At 75.6% G+C, this 17,953-nt stretch carries 16 protein-coding genes and 2 riboswitches; of the genes, 4 read left to right on the top strand and 12 right to left on the bottom strand.

Features of this window, described 5'->3' with window-relative positions; all coding sequences use genetic code 11:
• Positions 1-2 precede the first annotated feature (2 nt).
• The 6 genes from KIK08_RS17550 to KIK08_RS17525 form a co-directional block, all read right to left on the bottom strand.
• Positions 3-1,106 carry an LLM class flavin-dependent oxidoreductase gene (locus KIK08_RS17550; protein ID WP_214404248.1) on the bottom strand — a complete coding sequence of 368 codons (1,104 nt, stop codon included), beginning with the start codon at positions 1,104-1,106 and terminating at the stop codon, positions 3-5.
• Positions 1,103-2,713: a dipeptide ABC transporter ATP-binding protein gene (locus tag KIK08_RS17545; RefSeq protein WP_214404247.1), complete on the bottom strand. Its 1,611-nt coding sequence runs from the start codon at positions 2,711-2,713 to the stop codon at positions 1,103-1,105. Before KIK08_RS17545 ends, KIK08_RS17550 begins: the two co-directional genes overlap by 4 nt.
• Positions 2,710-3,618 carry an ABC transporter permease gene (locus KIK08_RS17540; RefSeq protein ID WP_214404246.1) on the bottom strand — a complete coding sequence of 303 codons (909 nt, stop codon included), beginning with the start codon at positions 3,616-3,618 and terminating at the stop codon, positions 2,710-2,712. Before KIK08_RS17540 ends, KIK08_RS17545 begins: the two co-directional genes overlap by 4 nt.
• The gene (locus KIK08_RS17535) at positions 3,615-4,571 is read right to left on the bottom strand and encodes an ABC transporter permease (protein WP_214404245.1); all 957 of its coding nucleotides are present in this window, start codon (positions 4,569-4,571) and stop codon (positions 3,615-3,617) included. Before KIK08_RS17535 ends, KIK08_RS17540 begins: the two co-directional genes overlap by 4 nt.
• The gene (locus tag KIK08_RS17530; RefSeq protein WP_214404244.1) at positions 4,571-6,190 is read right to left on the bottom strand and encodes an ABC transporter substrate-binding protein; all 1,620 of its coding nucleotides are present in this window, start codon (positions 6,188-6,190) and stop codon (positions 4,571-4,573) included. The genes KIK08_RS17535 and KIK08_RS17530 overlap by 1 nt, the downstream gene beginning before the upstream one ends.
• Before the next feature lie 176 nt (positions 6,191-6,366).
• Positions 6,367-6,460: riboswitch (SAM riboswitch) on the bottom strand.
• A gap of 134 nt (positions 6,461-6,594) precedes the next feature.
• Positions 6,595-7,002, bottom strand: a complete 408-nt coding sequence (locus KIK08_RS17525) for a methyltransferase family protein (RefSeq protein ID WP_214404243.1) — start codon at positions 7,000-7,002, stop codon at positions 6,595-6,597.
• A gap of 575 nt (positions 7,003-7,577) precedes the next feature.
• Positions 7,578-7,691: riboswitch (SAM riboswitch) on the top strand.
• Positions 7,692-7,730: 39 nt separating this feature from the next.
• Here KIK08_RS17525 and KIK08_RS17520 point away from each other — a divergent pair.
• Positions 7,731-9,083 (top strand): aminotransferase class V-fold PLP-dependent enzyme, encoded by a 1,353-nt coding sequence (locus tag KIK08_RS17520; RefSeq protein WP_214404242.1) that lies wholly within the window; start codon positions 7,731-7,733, stop codon positions 9,081-9,083.
• Here KIK08_RS17520 and KIK08_RS17515 read toward each other — a convergent pair.
• Positions 8,978-9,625, bottom strand: coding sequence for a hypothetical protein (locus tag KIK08_RS17515; RefSeq protein ID WP_214404241.1), 648 nt, complete (start codon positions 9,623-9,625; stop codon positions 8,978-8,980). The two genes, KIK08_RS17520 and KIK08_RS17515, sit on opposite strands and share 106 nt — an antisense overlap.
• 194 nt (positions 9,626-9,819) lie before the next feature.
• On the opposite strand from KIK08_RS17515, the gene KIK08_RS17510 reads away from it, so the two are divergent.
• Entirely contained in the window at positions 9,820-10,989 is a 1,170-nt protein-coding gene (locus tag KIK08_RS17510) for a sensor histidine kinase (RefSeq protein ID WP_214404240.1), read from the top strand.
• On the top strand, positions 10,986-11,654 hold the full coding sequence (locus KIK08_RS17505) for a response regulator (protein WP_308257696.1): 669 nt from the start codon (positions 10,986-10,988) through the stop codon (positions 11,652-11,654). Before KIK08_RS17510 ends, KIK08_RS17505 begins: the two co-directional genes overlap by 4 nt.
• Before the next feature lie 15 nt (positions 11,655-11,669).
• Here the strand turns inward: KIK08_RS17505 and KIK08_RS17500 are convergent, their stop codons facing one another.
• The 5 genes from KIK08_RS17500 to KIK08_RS17480 all read right to left on the bottom strand — a co-directional run bounded on the left by KIK08_RS17500 (position 11,670) and on the right by KIK08_RS17480 (position 16,294).
• On the bottom strand, positions 11,670-12,443 hold the full coding sequence (locus KIK08_RS17500; RefSeq protein WP_214404239.1) for an ATP-binding protein: 774 nt from the start codon (positions 12,441-12,443) through the stop codon (positions 11,670-11,672).
• A gap of 282 nt (positions 12,444-12,725) precedes the next feature.
• Positions 12,726-13,328, bottom strand: a complete 603-nt coding sequence (locus tag KIK08_RS17495; protein ID WP_214404238.1) for a hypothetical protein — start codon at positions 13,326-13,328, stop codon at positions 12,726-12,728.
• 249 nt (positions 13,329-13,577) lie between these two features.
• Positions 13,578-14,783, bottom strand: coding sequence for an NAD(P)/FAD-dependent oxidoreductase (locus tag KIK08_RS17490; protein WP_214404237.1), 1,206 nt, complete (start codon positions 14,781-14,783; stop codon positions 13,578-13,580).
• Between the two features lie 93 nt (positions 14,784-14,876).
• On the bottom strand, positions 14,877-15,821 hold the full coding sequence (locus KIK08_RS17485; protein ID WP_214404236.1) for an RNA polymerase sigma-70 factor: 945 nt from the start codon (positions 15,819-15,821) through the stop codon (positions 14,877-14,879).
• 29 nt (positions 15,822-15,850) lie between these two features.
• Positions 15,851-16,294 carry an anthrone oxygenase family protein gene (locus tag KIK08_RS17480; protein WP_214404235.1) on the bottom strand — a complete coding sequence of 148 codons (444 nt, stop codon included), beginning with the start codon at positions 16,292-16,294 and terminating at the stop codon, positions 15,851-15,853.
• Positions 16,295-16,677: 383 nt separating this feature from the next.
• Between KIK08_RS17480 and KIK08_RS40005 the strand changes: the two genes are divergently transcribed.
• A complete protein-coding gene (locus tag KIK08_RS40005; protein WP_308257695.1) occupies positions 16,678-17,586 on the top strand; it encodes a VldE C-terminal domain-containing protein in 909 nt (302 codons plus the stop codon).
• Positions 17,587-17,953: the final 367 nt, after the last annotated feature.

Here is a 17,953-nt window from a genome sequence, read left to right as displayed (position 1 = left end):
CGTCACGAGGCGACCGCCGCCGGCTCGTCCAGTGGCCAGGCGTCGTCCGCGTCGGGCGGGACCGGGGCCGCGAACGGTCGGCTGGGGATCGCCGCGCGCAGCGCCGGGGCCACGTCGGACTGGAACAGCTCCAGCTGCTCGCGCTGCCGGCGCGGGCCCAGCCCGTCGCCGTCGACGTTGAGGTGGGTGACCTCGTGGCCCAGCGCCTCGTGGTAGCGCTGCACCTTCTCCACGATCTGCTGCGGGCTGCCGATCAGCGCGGAGCTGCGCTCGACGAAGTCCTCCAGCGTCGGGAAGACGGCCGGCAGTCCGAACCGGGCGATCAGCTGCTGGCGGTGCTCGAACAGCGGCCGGAACTCCTCGACGGCCTGCTGGGAGGTCCGGGCCACCAGGAACCCGGCGGTGCCGGCGCCGACGACCGCGTCGGCCGGGTCGTGGCCGTGGGCCGCCCACCGCTCGCGGTAGTGCGCGACCAGTTCGGCGTAGGGCTCGACCGGGTTGGTGACGTTGGCCGAGAACAGCGGGTCGCCGTAGCGCGCGGCCAGCTCCACCGACTCCGTGCTGGTGGCGCTGCCGTGCCAGACCCGGACCGGCTGCTGGCGCGGCGGCGGCCAGGTCTCGGCGTCGGTCAGCGACGGCCGGAACCGGCCCTCCCAGGTGGTGCGCTCCTCGCGCCACAGCCTGCGGAACAGCTCGTAGCCCTCGGCGTTGCGGTCCCACTGGTCGTCGGTGGTGACGTGGAAGAGCTGGGCCTGCGCGGCGCCGTTGCCCTTGCCGATGATCAGTTCGAGGCGGCCGTCGGAGAGCTGGTCGAGGGTGGCGTAGTCCTCGTAGGCGCGCACCGGGTCGAGCAGGGAGAGCGTGGTGACGGCGGTCCACAGCCGGATCCGCGAGGTGCGGGCGGCGATCGCGGACAGCACCACCGGCGGCGCCGAGGAGAGGAACGGGCGTTCGTGGCGCTCGCCCACGGCGTAGCCGTCGTAGCCCAGCTCCTCGGCCAGCACCGCGGTGTCCACGACCCGGTGGAAGCGGGCGTTCGGCGTGGGCGTGCGCCCGGTGACCGGGTCGGGGCCGTTGCTGATCAGGGTCATCACGAGGAATCTCATACGGTCTCCCGGGACCGGCGACCGGCGATGGCCGCCAGCAGCTCGCGGGTGTAGTCCTGCTGCGGGGCGTCGAACAGCTGCGCCGTGGGCGCCAGCTCGACCAGCCGCCCCTGCGCCATCACCCCGACGCGGTGCGCGATCGAGCGGACGACGGCCAGGTCGTGGGAGATGAACAGGTAGGTCAGCCCGGCGTCGGCCTGCAGCTCGGTGAGCAGCTCCAGCACCTGCGCCTGCACGCTGACGTCCAGCGCGGACACCGGCTCGTCGCAGACGACGAGGTCCGGGGACAGCGCCAGCGCCCTGGCGATCGCGATCCGCTGGCGCTGGCCGCCGGACAGCTCGACGGGCCTGCGGTCGAGCACCGACGCCGGCAGCGCGACCCGGTCGACCAGCTCGGCGGCGCGGGCCCGGCGGGCGCGCGCGTCGCCGACCTTGAACGCGCGCAGCGGCTCGGCGACGACCTCCTCGACGCTGAACCGCGGGTCGAGCGAGGCGTACGGGTTCTGGTAGACGAGCTGGGCCCGCCTGCGCAGCTCCCGCCAGGCCTTCCCGCGCAGGCCGGTGATGTCGGTGCCGTCGAAGCGCACCTCGCCCGAGGTCGGGTCGTCCATCCGCAGCACCAGCCGCGCGGTCGTCGACTTGCCCGACCCGGACTCGCCGACCAGCCCCAGGGTCTCCCCCGGCGCGATGTCGAAGCTGACCCCGTCGACCGCGCGCAGCGTGCCCCCGCCCGGCAGCCGGAACTCCTTGACCAGGTCCCGCACCTCGACCAGCGGTTCCGCGTGGGTGTCGACGTCGCGGTGCGGGTTCTCGCGCACGACCTGGTGCAGGCCGGGGGCGGCGCTGACAAGATCGCGAGTGTAACGCTCTCGCGGGCCGGCCAGGACGTCGGCGGTGCGACCGGTCTCCACGACCCGCCCGCCGGACATCACCACGAGCCGGTCGGCCCGGTCGGCCGCGACGCCCAGGTCGTGGGTGACCAGCAGCATCCCGGTCCCGGTGCCGCGGACCAGGCCCTCGAGGTGGTCGAGGATCCGGCGCTGGACGGTGGCGTCCAGGGCGCTGGTCGGCTCGTCGGCGATGATCAGGGCCGGCTCGGCGGCGATGGCGATCGCGATGAGCACGCGCTGGCGCATGCCCCCGGACAGCTCGTGCGGGTACTGCCGGGCCCGCACGGCGGGATCGGGCAGCCCGGCCCGCTCCAGCAGTTCGACGGCCCGGACGGCGGCCGAGCGGCGGTCGGCCAGCCCGTGCACCCGCAGGGCCTCGCCGACCTGGACGCCGACGCGCTGCACGGGGTTGAGCGAGACCGTCGGGTCCTGCGGGACGAGCCCGGCCCGGCGCCCGCGCACCAGGCGCAGCGCCTTCTCCGACAGCCCGGTGGTCTCCTCGCCGCCCAGCAGCACCGACCCCGCGGTGACGCGCCCGTTGGCCGGCAGCAGGCCGATGATCGCGTGGGCCAGCGTGGACTTGCCGGAGCCGGACTCGCCGACGACGGCCACGACCTCGCCGGGCTCGACGCGGACGTCCACGCCGTCGAGCGCGTGCAGCGGGCCCGCCGCGGTGCGGTACTCGACCCGCAGGCCGGTGACCTCCAGCAGACTCATCGAGACCGCCCCCACTCGCCGTCCAGTGCCCGGGAGATGCGGTTGACCGCCAGCACGGTGGCCGCGATCGTCAGCCCGGGCATGGTGCACACCCACCAGGAGGTGGCCAGGTAGTTGCGGCCCTCGGCGACCAACCCGCCCCACTCGGGGGCGGGCGGCGGCACGCCGTAGCCGAGGAACGACAGCGACGAGACCGCCAGCACGGCGAGCCCGAACTCCAGCACCGCCAGCACCAGGACCGGGCGGGCCGCGTTGGGCAGCACGTGCCGGGCCAGCGAGACCCACCAGCGGGTGCCGACCGACCGGGCCGCCTCGACGTAGGTGGAGCGCCGCACCCGCATCGTCTCCGAGCGCATGACCCGCGCGAACGACGACGCGCTGGCCACGCCGACGGCGAGGGCGATGTTCAGCGTGCCGTAGCCCAGCGCGGTGATCAGCGCCAGCGACAGCAGCAGCGGCGGGATCGCCAGCAGCACGTCGACGAACCGCATGAGCGCCTCGTCGACCCAGCGCCCGACGAACCCGGCCAGCAGCCCGATCAGCCCGCCCAGCACGAGCGCCACCGCCACCGCGATCACGGTGGCCTGCAGCGACAGCGCCGCCCCGTGCACGACCCGGGTGTAGAGGTCGCGGCCGAGGTAGTCGGTGCCGAACCAGTGCGCCGCGCTGGGCGCCTGCAGCTTGTCCGCGGGCACCCCGAGCAGCGGGTCGGCCGGGGCGAGCAGGCCCGGCGCGAACGCCGAGACGACCACCAGCACGACCACCAGCGACGACAGCACCAGCCCCGGCCGGGTCAGCGCGAACCGGCCGGCCCGGCGCAACCGCACCGCCCGGGGCTCCCGGGTCGGGGAGACCGTGGCCGTGGTCGGACGGGCGGCCGTCTCGTGGATCAGCAGCTCGGTCATCGGGTGGCCCCCTGGGCGATCCGCGGGTCGAGCAGCGGGTAGACGAGGTCGACCAGGAGGTTCGCCGCCACGAACACCGCGGCGGCGAACACGACGATCCCCTGCACGAGCGGGATGTCCTGGTAGGAGACCGCGCTGACGGTCAGCCGGCCGATGCCGGGCCGGGTGAACACCGTCTCGACGACGACGGTGCCCGCCAGCAGCTGCCCGACCAGCAGCCCGACGACCGTCAGCGCCGGCAGCGCGGCGTTGCGCAGGGCGTGGCCGAGGTGGATGCCCACCCGGCCGACGCCCTTGGCCCGCGCGGTCGTCACGTACGGCTCGTCCAGCGCCCGGTCGAGCGAGGCGGCCAGCACCTGCGCCACCTGCGCCCCCAGCGGCAGCGCCAGCGTGACCGCCGGCAGCACCAGGGCCGACGGGCCCTTGGCGCCGACCGACGGGAACCAGCCCAGCCCGAACGAGAACGCCTGCACCAGCAGCAGCCCGATCAGGAAGACCGGCAGCGACACCGCCAGCGACGGCAGCGACAGCAGCGCCTGGCGCAGCCAGCGCGACCGGGTGCAGGTGGCCACGATCGCCAGCCCGGTGCCCAGCAGGACGGCCAGCACGAGGGCCGTGCCGGCCAGCGCGAGGGTCGACGGCAGCGCGTCGCCCATCGCGGAGAGCACGTCCTGGCCGTTCTGCACGGACACGCCGAAGTCGCCGCCCAGCGCCGCCCACAGCGCCTTGCCGTACTGCACGAGGATCGGCTGGTCGAGGCCGTAGCGGGCGCGCAGCGCGGCCATCTCGGCCGGGCCGAGCGGCTCGCCGTCGAGGCCGCCGCTGGCCATGGTCTCGACCGCGTCGCCGGGCAGCAGGTACAGCACGACGTAGGACACCGTGTACGCCGCCCAGAGCACGCCGACCGCGAGGCCGACGCGTCGGAGCAGGTAGCGGGCCGTCGGGTTCGTCATCAAGCCGACTGCTTCCAGGCGTCGAACAGGTGGATGCGCGACGAGGCGTCGTAGCGCACGCCGTGCACGTCCGCGCCGACCGCGAGCGTCGTGGTCAGCTCGGCGACCGGCACCACCCCGTAGTCGCTGAGCAGCTGCTGCTGGGCCTGGCCGACCAGGTCGCTGCGGGTGGCCGGGTCGACCGCGGCGGCCTGCCCGTCGAGCAGGTCGTCGAGCGGGCCGGGCGGGAGCCGGTAGACGTTGGCCAGCTTCGTCGAGAACGTGGTGCGCAGGACGTCCGGGTCGGCCCGGGTCAGGTTGAACCACAGCGCCTCGAACTCGCCGCTCTGCTGGATGGTGGCGAAGTCGGCGATCGGGCGCTCGGCCAGGGCGACCTCGATGCCGGCCGCCCGCAGCTGCTGCTGGACCAGCTCCAGCGCCGGCTTGTTGCTGGCCGCGTTGTTCGCGTAGGTGATCTCGAAGGTCAGCCGCTGGCCGCCCTTGGCCCGGATGCCGTCCGGACCGGCGGCCCAGCCGCCCGCGTCCAGCACCGAGGCGGCCTTCGCCGCGTCGAACCCCAGCAGCGCGTCCTGGGGGGCGTGGTCCGGGGTGGTGCTGGACAGCACGCTCGTCGCCGGCTTCGTCTGCGAGGTGTAGACGGCGCTGACCACCTCGGGCCGGTTGATCGCCCACGACACGGCCTCCCGCACGGCCGGGTCGGCGCCCAGCGGCCGGGCCTGGTTGAACGCCAGGCCGAACGCGATGCCCGGGTTGGCCCTGGCCAGCAGCTGGGCGCCGGCGGCCTGCAGCGGGGCCTCGTCCTGCGGGCCGATGTTGCCGATGGCGTCGACCTCGCCGGACTGCAGCGACCCCGCGCGCACCCCCGACTCCGGGACGATCTGGAAGTCCAGCCGGTCGAGGTGGGCCTCGCCCTTGTGCTCCCACAGCGACGAGCCCCAGGCGTAGCCGGGCCGCTTGGCCAGCACGATCGAGGAGTTCGGGGTGTAGCTGTCCAGCACGAACGGGCCGGAGCCGACGACCTGCGCGCAGCGCTCGTCGTCGGAGGCCGCGGCCGTGGCCGGCGACAGGATCCCGAGGCTGTGCGTCGAGGTGCCCTGCAGGAACTGCACGTTCGGCCCGCCGAAGGTGACGGTGAACTGCAGCGGCCCGTCGACGGTCGTGGCCTGGTAGCCCGACAGGTAGCTCTTGGGCAGGTTGCCGCGCACCCCCAGCTGCGGGACGCGGTCGAAGTTCGCCTTGACCGCCTGCGCGTCCAGCGGGGTGCCGTCGCTGAAGGTGACCCCGGGGCGCAGGGTGAACGTCCAGGCCGACGCGTCGGCGTTCGACGTCCACGACTCGGCCAGCCACGGCGTGATCTCGCCGGTGTCCGGGTCCTGGTCGGTCAGCGAGTCGACCAGCTGGCGCACCGAGTAGATGGTGTCGTTGCTGGCCACCTGCTGCGGGTCGACGCAGCCCGCGTCGCTGCCGACGGCGAAGGTCAGGGTGCCGCCGGGCTGGGGAGCGCCGGCGTCGCCGCCGGCGGCCGAGGTGGCGGCGTCACCCCCGCCGCCGCACGCGGTGAGCAGCAGGGCGGCGGCGGCCAGCACGGCGGCCACGGAACGGGGACCGAACGGTCTCATCGGGGTCCTTCGGGGGGTGCCCGCGCGCGGACACGCCGTCGATCGACGGCGGGCGCGGGAGGTGAGATGGGGGCCGGAGTAGTGCGCTCAGGCCCGACAGAGGGCCGCGCTGGTGCGGCACAGGTCGATGTGGTGGCGCCAGGCGTGCCACGTGCTGTGTCGCGCGTGCACTCCGACCTCCATCGAGCCCGGCGGAAGCACCCTCACCCGCGTGGCGGGGGGTTGCTGCGGCGTCGTTGAGCCGGGACTCTCGGCCGCTCTGGATGGTGGCGGCCCGGTGGGCCGTTGCCGAGACCGTACGTAGCCGGTGCGCCGGATTTCAAGGATTGTGTGCCGGGAGACATCAGCGGCCGGACACCCGCGGACAATGCCCGGACATTTCCGCCGCCGGTGGGTGGGATCGGCTACGCGGCCGAACGCGGTGGGTCCCACGGGCGCAGCCGGGGGCGCCACGCGGGAACCGCCGCCCGGTAGGCCGCGTACTCGGCGCCGTGCGCGGCCGCGAGCGTCGGCTCCTCGTACCACCGCACGAACGCCGCCGTCGCGACCCACACGGCCAGCGCGTACACCAGCAGCGATGCCCGTCCGAGCAGCAGCGCCTGCCCGACGACCATCGTGACGACGCCGACGTACATCGGGTTGCGGACCCACCGGTTCGGCCCCGTGACGACCAGGTGCTCGGGGGGTGCGACCGGCGCCGGGGTGCCGCCGGCGCGGGCGAACCGGACGAACGCGTGCACCAGCGGGACGAGCCCGACCAGCACGAGGAATGCGCCGGCGACGCGGACCCAGAGGGGCCAGGAATGGTCCACCGACCACCCGGTGATCGCCCAGGGAACGACGCCGACGACCGTTCCCGGAGCCAGCACGAAGAATGCGGCGCTGCCCGCCGCCGCCCGCGAAGTCCGCACGTCCACCCCCACCGCGAATGTCCGGACATCGCCCGAACCAGATTTCAACGCCTGAGGAATAAGGTACCCCGGATCGGCGCCGGTGACGAGCGACTCGGCCGGATCCAGCCCCTGGCTGCACCGCGCACACCGCCCGGCGCCGCGCACACCCGCCGGCACCGCGCACACCTCGTGGCCGCCGCGCACATGTCGTGCGTGTGCGCCGCGACCAGCGGGGGTGCGCCGGGGCGGCGGGTGGGCGCGGGGGCTCGCAGAGGTGGTGGCGTCGCGCAGCGCCGGCCGTGTGCTCGCAGCCCGCCGGCGCGCTGCGACAACACATCCCGCGCTGCGACAACACCTCAGGGCTGCGACAACACCTCAGGGCTGCGACAACACCTCAGGGCTGCGAGAACACCTCAGGGCTGCGAGGTGGGGGGCGCGTTCACCTGATCGGCGGGGTTGTCGCGATCCGCGATCCCCGTTGTATGGTCGCCACAGGTCAAGAGCGCCAGCGCCAAGCCCCGGCTCGCTGGCCGGCAACCCTCCTCCGCGGTGGGGTGCTCCGGGTGACGACCAGGCCGTCGCGACACGCGCGCCGGCAAGCGCGGACCCGCCCACCACCGGGTCCCCGAGGGGTCCGGAGGACCGCCATGACCGCTGTGCTGCCCACGCCCTGCGCCGCCACCACCGACCTGCCCGAGCTGGTCGGCACCGACCTGCGGGTCCCGCTCGTCACCGGCGGGTGGGTGCGGGCGGTCAACCTCGACCTCGCGGCCAGCGCGCCCGCCCTGCGCGCCGTGGCCGACCACGTCGCCGAGCTGCTGCCCCACCACGCCAGCGTGCACCGGGGCGCGGGGTACGCCTCCCAGGTGTGCACCGCCGTCGTCGAGCGGGGGCGCGACGCCGTGGCCGCCTTCGTCGGGGCCCGCGAGGACGACGTCGTGGTCTGGACCCGCAACACCACCGACGCGCTGAACCTGCTGGCCGCGTGCGTGCCCGGGCCGGTGCTGCGGCTCGACCTGGAGCACCACGCCACGCTGCTGGCCTGGCGGTCCGGGCGCGTGCTGGAAGCCGCGCCGACCGTCGAGCAGACCCTGCGGGACCTGGCCGCGGCGCTGGCCGCGGAGCCGTTCGCGCTGGTCGCGGTCACCGGCGCGTCCAACGTGACCGGTGAGGTCCCGCCGCTGCGGCGCATCGTCGAGCTGGCGCACGCCGCGGGCGCCCGGGTCGTCGTCGACGCCGCCCAGCTGGCCCCGCACCGGCGGGTCGACCTGGCCGCCACCGGGGCCGACTACCTCGCCCTGTCCGGGCACAAGCTCTACGCGCCCTACGGCGCGGGCGCGCTCGTCGGGCGCCGCGACTGGCTCGACGCCGCCGAGCCGTACCTGGTCGGGGGCGGGGCCGTCACCGCTGTCGGGGCCGTCGACGCCACCGGCGCCACCCCGGTGAGCTGGGCGCCCGCCCCGCACCGGCACGAGGCCGGCACCCCGAACGTGCTCGGCGTGGCCGCTTTGGCCCGGGCCTGCCGGGTCCTCGACGGCGTCGTCGACACGATCGCCCCGACCCACGAGCGCGCGCTGCTGGCCCGGCTCACCGACGCGCTGGACGGCGTGCCGGGCGTGCGGGCGCTGCGGATCTGGGCGGACGCGCCGGACCGGGTCGCGGTCGTCTCGTTCGCCGTCGACGGCGTGGCCCCCGGCCTGGTCGCGGCCTACCTGTCGGCCGAGCACGGCATCGCGGTGCGCGACGGCAAGTTCTGCGCCCACCCGCTGGTCGACCGGGCCGCCGGCGCCACCGGCGCCGTGCGGGCCAGCTTCGGGCTGGCCAGCACGGCCGAGGACGTCGACCGGCTGGTCGAGGCCCTGCGCGAGCTCGTCGCGCACGGCCCCCGCTGGGACTACGCCGTCGTCGACGGCCGCTGGGCCCCGACCCCCGACCCGCGCGACCTCGACCCGTTCGGCCTCGGCCCGGCGGCCGGGGCGCCCGGCTGCGGGTCGCGGTAGAGCGCCAGGCAGAGCCCGACCAGGCCGGCCGGCCCGACGAGGAACCCGAGGGAGACGACCCACTCCGGGGTGAAGCCGCGGGTCGCGGCGAGCAGGAACCCGACCGCGAACAGGCCCAGCGCCCAGCGCGGGTAGCGGCCGGCGCGCAGACCGCCCGCGGTGAACAGCACCGTGCCCAGCGCGAAGAGGGCGGCGATCGTCAGGAAGCCGGCCCGCACCCGCGGCGTGACCAGGCCGGCCACGGTGGCCGGGTCGAGCCCGCGGAACACGTAGTGGGTGCTGAACTCGACCACCAGCAGGCCGGCGGTGCCGGCCAGCAGCAGCGCGGCGCCGGCCGCGCCGACGCGGCCGGCGCGTTCGCGCTGGCCGAGGCCCAGCCCGACCACGGCCAGCAGCGCGAGCACCGCCGGCACCGGCGCGATCGCGGTCAGCAGGTCCGTGTCGGGCAGCAGGCCGACCCGGCGGGCGTCGTTGACCAGCAGCAGCAGGGCGGTGAGCAGCCCGACCGCGGCGGTCGAGCGGAGGATGGCGGGTTCGGGCACGGCGGCTCCCGTCGTCGGAGGGGGTACGCCGGAACGCTCGCAGCGGCCCGGGGCCGCGCGGGAGTGCCGAGCGGGCCATCCGACGGCACCCGCAGCGGGTCGCCGTGACCTCCCCGGTCGATCGGCACATGACCATCGGCCAGACCTGGTCGCGGACGGTCCTCAGCGGCTCCCGCGGCGCTACCGTCGGGGCCATGACGTCGGGCGGGGCCGGGCCGCGGCTGCCCTGGGTGGGCGCCGGGCTGCACCTGGTGGTGCTGGCCGGCGCGCTGTACTTCGCCGCGGCCGGGATCAGCCCGGCCGCGCCGCTGCCGCTGGCCGCGTTCGTGGTCGGCATCGGGGCGCTGCTGGCGCTCGAGCTCGTCCCGGTCGGCGGGCCGCTCGCCCGGCTCGTCGCCCGCGCGGTGCTGATCCACGCGGTGGCCGCGGTGGACGCCTCGGGGCTGTCCCGCGCGCTGTTCCTGCTCGTGCCGTTCGGCGCGTACCTCACCCTCGGGCGCCGCGCGGGCCTGGTCACGGCCACCGCCTACGCCGTCGGGCTCGTCGGCGTGCTCACCGCGACCCGACCCGGCTGGTACGCCGACGCCGAGCAGCTGTCCGACCTGCTGATGTTCCTGGTCGGGCTGGTGATCGCGGTGTCGATGGCCGGCGTCGCCGTCCGCGCCGAGGCCGGCCGGGCCCGCACCGAGCGGCTGCTCGACGAGCTGGCCGAGTCGCACCGGCAGCTGGGCGAGCACGCCGGGCGGGTCGCCGAGCTGGCCGCCGCCCAGGAGCGCAACCGGTTGGCCCGCGACATCCACGACAGCCTCGGCCACCACCTGACCGCGGTGGCGATCCAGCTGGAGAAGGCCGTCGCCTACCGCGCCCGCGACGCCGCGGAGGCCGACCGCGCCGTCGCCGACGCCCGCGGCTCGGTCCGGGCCGCGCTCGCCGAGGTCCGCGGCTCGGTCGCGGTGCTGCGCTCGCCCGCGGAGCCACCGGCCACGTCGCTCGCCGCGGCCCTCGACGCGCTGCGCGCCCAGCTCGACACCGGCTCGGTCCGCATCGACTGCGCCGTGCACGGCGACGAGGGCCCGCACGCGCCCGCGCTGACCGCGCTCTACCGGGCCGCCCAGGAGGGCCTGACCAACGCCGTGCGGCACGCCGCCGCGTCCCGCATCGAGGTGACCGCTCGGTTCACCGACGAGGCGGCCGGGCTCACCGTCCGCGACGACGGGCGGGGGCTGGCCGCGGCGGGTGAGGGGTTCGGCCTCGCCGGCATGCGGGAGCGGCTGGCCGCGGTCGGCGGCGAGCTGCGGCTGTCCGCCACCCCCGGCGGCGGCACCACCCTGACCGCGACCGTGCCGCGCGCGGACGCCCGGTGACCGCGGCCGCGGACCGCCCGGTGCGGGTGCTCGTGGTCGACGACCAGCGGCTCGTGCGCGAGGGGGTGGCCTCGCTGCTGGCGCTGGAGCCCGGCGTCGCGGTCGTCGGCACCGCGGCGGACGGCACCGAGGCCGTCGAGCGGTCCGTGGCGCTGCGCCCGGACGTCGTGCTGATGGACGTCCGGATGCCCGGCGCCGACGGCGTCGAGGCCACCGCGGCGGTGCGCAAGCGGGCCCCGGGCGTCCGCGTGGTCATGCTGACCACGTTCGACGACGAGGAGTACGTCGTGCGCGCGCTGCGCGCCGGGGCCAGCGGCTACCTGCTCAAGGACCTGCCGGCGGCCGAGCTGGCCCGGGCCGTGCGGCTGGCGCACGCTGGGGTCGCGCAGTTCGACCCGGCCGCGGTGGGCAGGCTGCTGGCCGCGCTGCACCGCCCGCCGGGCGCGGCAACGGACACCGCGGCGGCCGACCGGGCCGGGCTCACCCTGCGGGAGGTCGAGGTGCTGCGGCTGGTCGCGCGCGGCGCCACCAACCGGGAGATCGCCGCGCGCCTGGTGGTCAGCGAGGGCACGGTGAAGAACCACGTGTCGCACATCCTGGCCCGCCTCGGCCTGCGCGACCGCACCCAGGCCGCGCTGCACGCGCGCGACCACGGATTGCTGTGAACCGGCCGGCGCCGCTCAGCCCGCGGGCCCCCGGCAGGGGATGACCGCCCACACGGTCTTGCCGTCCAGGTGCGGGGTGACCCCCCAGGCCCGGCTGACCCCGGCCACCACCACCAGGCCCAACCCGCGGGCCCGGCCGGGGAGCGCGTCGGAGCTCTCCGGGGCCGAGCCCGGCGCGTAGTCGCGGACCCCGAGGCGCAGCGAGTCCGGGGTGCTGGTGAGGGTCAGCACGCAGGCCGTGCGGGCGTGCACGACGGTGTTGGTGACCAGCTCGGAGGCCACGATCTGGGCGGAGGACGCGGCGTCGTCGTCCGCCACGCCCCAGTCGCGGCAGGCCGTCTCGACGACGAACCGCGCCCACCGGGCCGCGTCGGGCTCGTGGTCGAGCTCGGTGCGCCTGCTGAGCCGGCGCGGCCGCAGCTCCAGCAGCCGCAGCGCCTCGACCTCGGTGTCGGCCAGGTGCACGGCCGCGGTCAGGTACGGGGCCGCGCACAGCGCCCGCGCCGTCGCCGGGCGGGCGCCGAACAGCACCATCCGGGCCTCCGGCCAGCCGCTCTGCGCGGCCAGGGCCAGCGGGAACACGTCGACGGCCGACGGGAAGCCGATCGTCAGCCCGGACAGGTCGACCAGGACGCGCCCGCGGTCGGCGATGTGCTCCTCCAGCACGGACCGCAGCCGGGGCACGGTGCGCAGCGTCAGGTCGCCGTCGACGGTGAGCACGACGGCCGACCCGGTCTCCCGGGCCGCGACCGTCATCCCCTCCGGGAGCGCGTGCGGCTCACGGGACACCTCGTCCACCCCCGGGGCATCGGTCGCTGGGCGCGGGCGTCCAGCCCATGCACCCGCCAACGGCGCGGTGCCCCGTCGGTCGGTGGCCGGGATCGCGGCGGATGAGCATGGCGGCCTGGTCCTCTGTCGCTCCCAACCGCGTCCCTGGTTGTCTCAAAGCCGGTCGGGTCCATCTTTGTAGCAGTACCGACACGCTCGCGCAGGAGAGAGGGCGCGGGTTTCCCGCTGTGCGGGGAATCGTCCTCCCCGCTCACCCGGTGGATCGCGGTGGCCGCCCCGCCGTCAGTAGCCGGGCGCCCGCCGCCCGTCGGACTTCTCCGGGTCCTCCACCCTGACGTGCACCTTCGGCACGTCGATCGTCACGACCGTCACCGCCAACCGGTGCGTCCCCGCCTCCACCGGCGTGAACCGGCCGTACCACGGCACCCACGAGCAGCTCGACCGCCGGCACTCGACCTCGTGGTGGAGCTGTTCGTCGAGGTAGGACCGCCCGTCAGGGCCGTCGAGGCGGACGATCAGCTCCGCCGGGCCAGCGGCGTCGTCGGTCAGCTCCGCCTCGACGACCGGGTTGACCAGCACCGTGTGCTCCACCCCGGGGTGCTCGACGACGACGTCGAAGAACCGCACCGGCGCGGCCGGGTCCGACAGGCGCACCCCGCGCGAGCCCTCGGCCACGACCTCGAACAGGGTGGTGCGGGCGGAGGCGGAGTCGAGGGCGTAGGCGCCCCAGCCGCACAGCGCGGAGAACGCGACCACCCCCGCCGCCAGGCCCCACGGCGCCCCGCGGACGCCGTCGCCGGCGCGCAGGGACACGACGACGGGTGCCGCGCCGATCAGGACACCCACGCCCACCAGCGACAGGAACAGCAGCGCGCTCGTCGACACGCCCGGACCCTACGGTCGCGGCGGGTCCCCGCCGTCGGTGGAAACACGCAGGACGACCACCCGCGTCCTCTGGCTGCGCCGCGCACCCGAGGAGGCCACCGCCGGAGTTCAGGAAAGCCACGATGCTGCCCTCACAGGGCCGGATCGTGGCTTTCCTGAACCGGGGCACCGGGCGCCGGGGCGCCGGGGAGGCGGGGGCCGCGGCGGGTCCGAGCCCGTCGACCCGCGCCTGTAGGGCCCACCGGACCGCTACGCGGCCGCCTCGGTCGCCTCGGCGGTCGAGCCGCTCGCGTCGCGCTCGGCGGTGCGGCGACGGCGGCGGGTGGGCAGGCCGAAGGTCGGGTTCGCGACGCTCCAGACCGCCCCCCGGCAGATCAGCTCCTTGTAGCGGGCCGCCAGCCGCCCCGTCAGCACCGAGGGCTTGGCGCGGTCGTCGGCGGTGACGAACTGGATCAGGCCGTCGCGGCGCCCCAGCGAGATGCACTGCTGGAAGTAGCGCAGCGGCGCGTTCGGGAGCTTGCCGCCGGTCAGCCGGGCCGCGATCGAGTCGGCGGCCTGCCAGGCCATCGGCTCGCCCGTCGCGCACGACATGCGCAGCGGCTTGTCGCCGGGGCCCATCGCCAGCGCGGCGTCGCCGATCGCGTACACGTCCGGGTGCGAGACCGAGCGCATGGTCGCGTCGACGACGATCCGCCCGGTCTCGGTGGTCTCCAGGTCGCTGGCCGCCGCGAGCGGGTGGACCGCGAAGCCGGCCGTCCACACGGTGACCGCGGCCGGGATGGTGCCGCCACCGGCGGTGGTGACGCGGTCGGCCTCGACGGACTCGACGGTGGTGTGCTCGTGCACCGAGATCCCGAGCCGGTCGACGACCGCCCGCAGGTGCGCACGGCCCTTGGGCGAGAGCCAGTCGCCGAGGCTGTCGCGGGCCACGAGCGCGACGTCGAGGTCCGGGCGGGACTCGGCGATCTCGGTGGCGGCCTCGATCCCGGTGAGACCCCCTCCGACGACGACCACGGCCCGACCGGCGTCGAGGCGGGCCAGGCGCTCGCGCAGCCGCAGCGCCCCGGCGCGACCGGCCAGCTCCGCGGCGTGCTCGGCGGCGCCGGGCACGTCCGCGCCGTTCCACCGGCTGCCCAGGGCGTGGACGAGCGTGTCGTAGCCGAGGTCCTCGGCGCCGTCCGCGCCGGTGACGGTGACGGTCCGGCGCTCGACGTCGACTCCGGTGACGGTGGCGATCCGCAGGTCGACGCCGGTGCCGGCGAACACTTCGCGCAGCGGCCGGGGCCGCAGCTGCTGGCCGGTCGCGACCTGGTGCATGCGGACGCGCTCGACGAAGTCCGGCTCGGCGTTGACCAGGGTGATGGTGACGTCCTCGCGGCGCAGCCGCTTGGCCAGCCGGCCGGCGGCGATGGCCCCGGAGTAGCCGGCTCCGAGGACGACGATGCGGTGGCGCATTGTGTGCTCCTTGTCCTGTGCGGGTTCGCCACCTGAGCCGCACAGCCCGCCGTTTCCTGACGGGTTCTCGGTGTGAGCCGACCCACACCGCGCTCAGAACACGGTGACCAGCGGTTCCCCGTGCTCGGCCGCCGCCCAGAGCGCGGTCGCCCGTTCGAGCTTGTCGGGGTTGACCTGGTTGTGGACCGCGGCGATGCCGTCGGCGGTGACCTGCAGGCACAGCACCCCGACGACCCGGCCGTCCACGACGGCGACAGCGGCGGGCCCGCCGTTGGCGGACCAGACGTGGAACTCGGCACGGCCGCCGACCATGGCGCGCTTGGCCGCGGTCGGGCGGAACAACCCCCAGAAGAACTTCGCGACCGCGGCGGCACCCTCGACCGCCCGCGCGCGGGCCGGGACCTTGCCGCCGCCGTCGCCCACCGAGACGGCGTCCGCGGCGAGCAGGCGGGCCAGCTCCTCTGGCCGCCCGCCGGTGGCCGCGGCCAGGAACTCCTCGACGACCCGACGGGCGGCGGCCGCGTCGACCCTGGCGCGGACCTTGCCGTCGGCGACGTGCTCGCGGGCCCGGTGCAGGATCTGCTGGCTGGCGGCCTCGGAGATGTCGAGGATGGCGGCGATCTCGCGGTGCGGGTAGTCGAACGCCTCCCGCAGCACGTACACCGCGCGCTCGGTGGGCAGCAGCCGCTCCAGCAGCACCAGCACCGCGAACGACACCGACTCCCGCTGCTCGACGGTCTCGGCCGGGCCGAGCAGCGGGTCGCCGGCCAGCAGTGGCTCGGGCAGCCAGTGGCCCACGTAGGCCTCCCGGCGGACCCGCGCGGACGCGAGCTGGTTGAGGCACAGGTTGGTCAGCACCTTCGTCAGCCAGGCCTCGGGCACCTCGATGCGCCCGTGGTCGGCCGCCTGCCAGCGCAGGAACGTCTCCTGCACGGCGTCCTCCGCCTCGCTCGCCGAGCCGAGCAGCCGGTAGGCGATGGCCCCGAGGCGTCCCCTCGACTCCTCGAACACGTCGACGTCCGTGGCGGTCGGCGGCATGCGCCCGACCCTACGCGTCCCGGTGCTGCTCAGGCGGCCGCGGTGAGCAGTGCGGCGGCGCCGATGCAGGCCACCGTCCGGACGTGGTTCCACAGCGTCCAGCGGCTCGCGTAGACGCTCCAGAAGCCGTCCGGGGCGTCGGCGTCGACCTTGTCGAGGCGGTTGTTGAGCGGCACGTTCAGCGCCATCGTCACGCCGAAGCCGCCCAGCACGTACAGCGCGGCCCCGACCACCCCGAGTACGTCGGTGGGCGCCAGCACGACCCGCGCCACGCAGGCCAGCACCGTGCCCATGAACACCAGCAGGAACGGCGCCCGCACGATCGTCACGTTGATCGCCTGCATCACCGCGACCCCGTGCCGCTCGGGGAGCCGCGCGAACGCCGGCATGATCGCCACCGAGAACACGAAGAACACCCCGCCGACCAGCCCCGACCCGACCGCCGCGACCCCCGCCACCCAGTCCATCGCCATCCCCCTCAGGTTCGTTGTGGACAGACACAACGTCGTGGACACAGCCTGGCCGGGCGGCGGGGGCGCCGGAATGTCCAGGGATCGCACGGACGTGCGCGTTCGTCCAGGGGGCGGCGACGAGGCGTCGGCGAACGGCATCAAAGCCGAACGGCCCTATCTCGCATACTCCGGACGGTGTATCCGCCCGGCCGCTCGTCGCTCGCGACAGCTCTCTCGACCCATAACGACCCGCGGATCCTGCGGACGCGCTCCGGGTTGCCTACGTTCGCTACCGGATCAATGACGGCCCGGTCACGAACAGGACACGGAGAGCTCCCCACTCCGCCGGTTCCCCCGAACCCGGATGTCCGGCCGGGCCGTCACATCCGTCGGAAGGCAGGTTCGTGGCTCGGCATCGCTCCCCCGAAGGCCGGCGCCCGCACCAGCCCCCGCTGTCGGTGGCCTACGACCACCCGACGGACGGGGGCCGCGGGACGCACCGGTCCAGCAACACCCCGCTGCGGCGGGGTGCCACCGCCATCGCCGTGGCGGGTGGCGCGCTCTCGCTCGTCGGCGCGGGCGTGCCCGTGGTCGTGCAGTCCCTGCACGACGCGAACACCACCGACGGCTCCCCGTACCGGTCGGCCGCGTACAACGCGCTGTCGGTGTCGTCGGCCCCCACCGACGACACCGTGGTCGAGCCGGCCGCGCAGGCCCCGCTCGCGCCGCTGGTCGCCCCCACCGTGCAGCCGGTCGCCTGGACGCCCGAGCCCGACGTGACCAACGGCGCGGCGCTGGTCAAGGCCGTGCAGATGGTCGAGCAGCAGGTCGCCGCGCAGGCCGAGGCCGACCGGGTCGCCGCCGAGCAGGCGGTCGCCGAGCAGGCGGCCGAGGCCGAGCGCGTCGCCGCCGAGGACGTGCGCGGCGCCACCGGCTCCCCCGACTGCGGCCTCAGCACCTCCGGCCTGGGCGCGGTCAAGTCGCACGTGCGCAACGCCGCCGAGTTCCTCGGCTGCCAGTACGGCGAGCCGGACATGCACGGCGTCGCCGGCCGCGCCGGCACCTCCGACCACCCCGGTGGCCTGGCCCTCGACTTCATGGTCGACCGCTCCACCGGCGACCGGCTGGCCCAGTGCGCGCTGGACAACCAGGAGGCCCTGGGCGTCAAGTACGTGATCTGGGAGCAGCAGATCAACCACGGCAACGGCTGGAAGCAGATGGAGGACCGCGGCGGGGCCACGGCCAACCACTTCGACCACGTCCACGTGTCGTTCGACTCCGGTGCCGGCAGCGGCGACCTGAGCGGCTGCTGACCGCGGATCGTGACGCTCGTCGCACGGGTGATCACGCTCGGCTCACCGTTCGCCGCGATCCGTTCGGCCGAACGGCCTATCGCCTAGCGTCGGGATCCGGATCCCCGAACGACCCGGACCAACGCGGACCGCTCCCCCACGGCGCCGCCCCACCCGGGTCACCCGACTCCGGAAGGGCCGCCCACCCGTGGACCATCCGTACCCCGCGACCGCGGACCGCTCCCCCCGCGCACGACACCACCACCCCTCCGCAACGCGGCCGCTCCCCCCACCCGCGGGCGCCGGACGGCACCGCCCCACCCACCGCTCGCCCGCCCGCCCCACCGGCCTCGCCCCGCTCGCCGCCGGCGCGCTGGCCGCCGCGCTG

It is taken from the genome of Pseudonocardia lacus, assembly GCF_018531445.1.
Taxonomy (GTDB): Bacteria; Actinomycetota; Actinomycetes; order Mycobacteriales; family Pseudonocardiaceae; genus Pseudonocardia; species Pseudonocardia lacus.
Note: the sequence above shows the minus strand (reverse complement) of the source record. Positions and strands in the feature narration are given on the sequence as shown.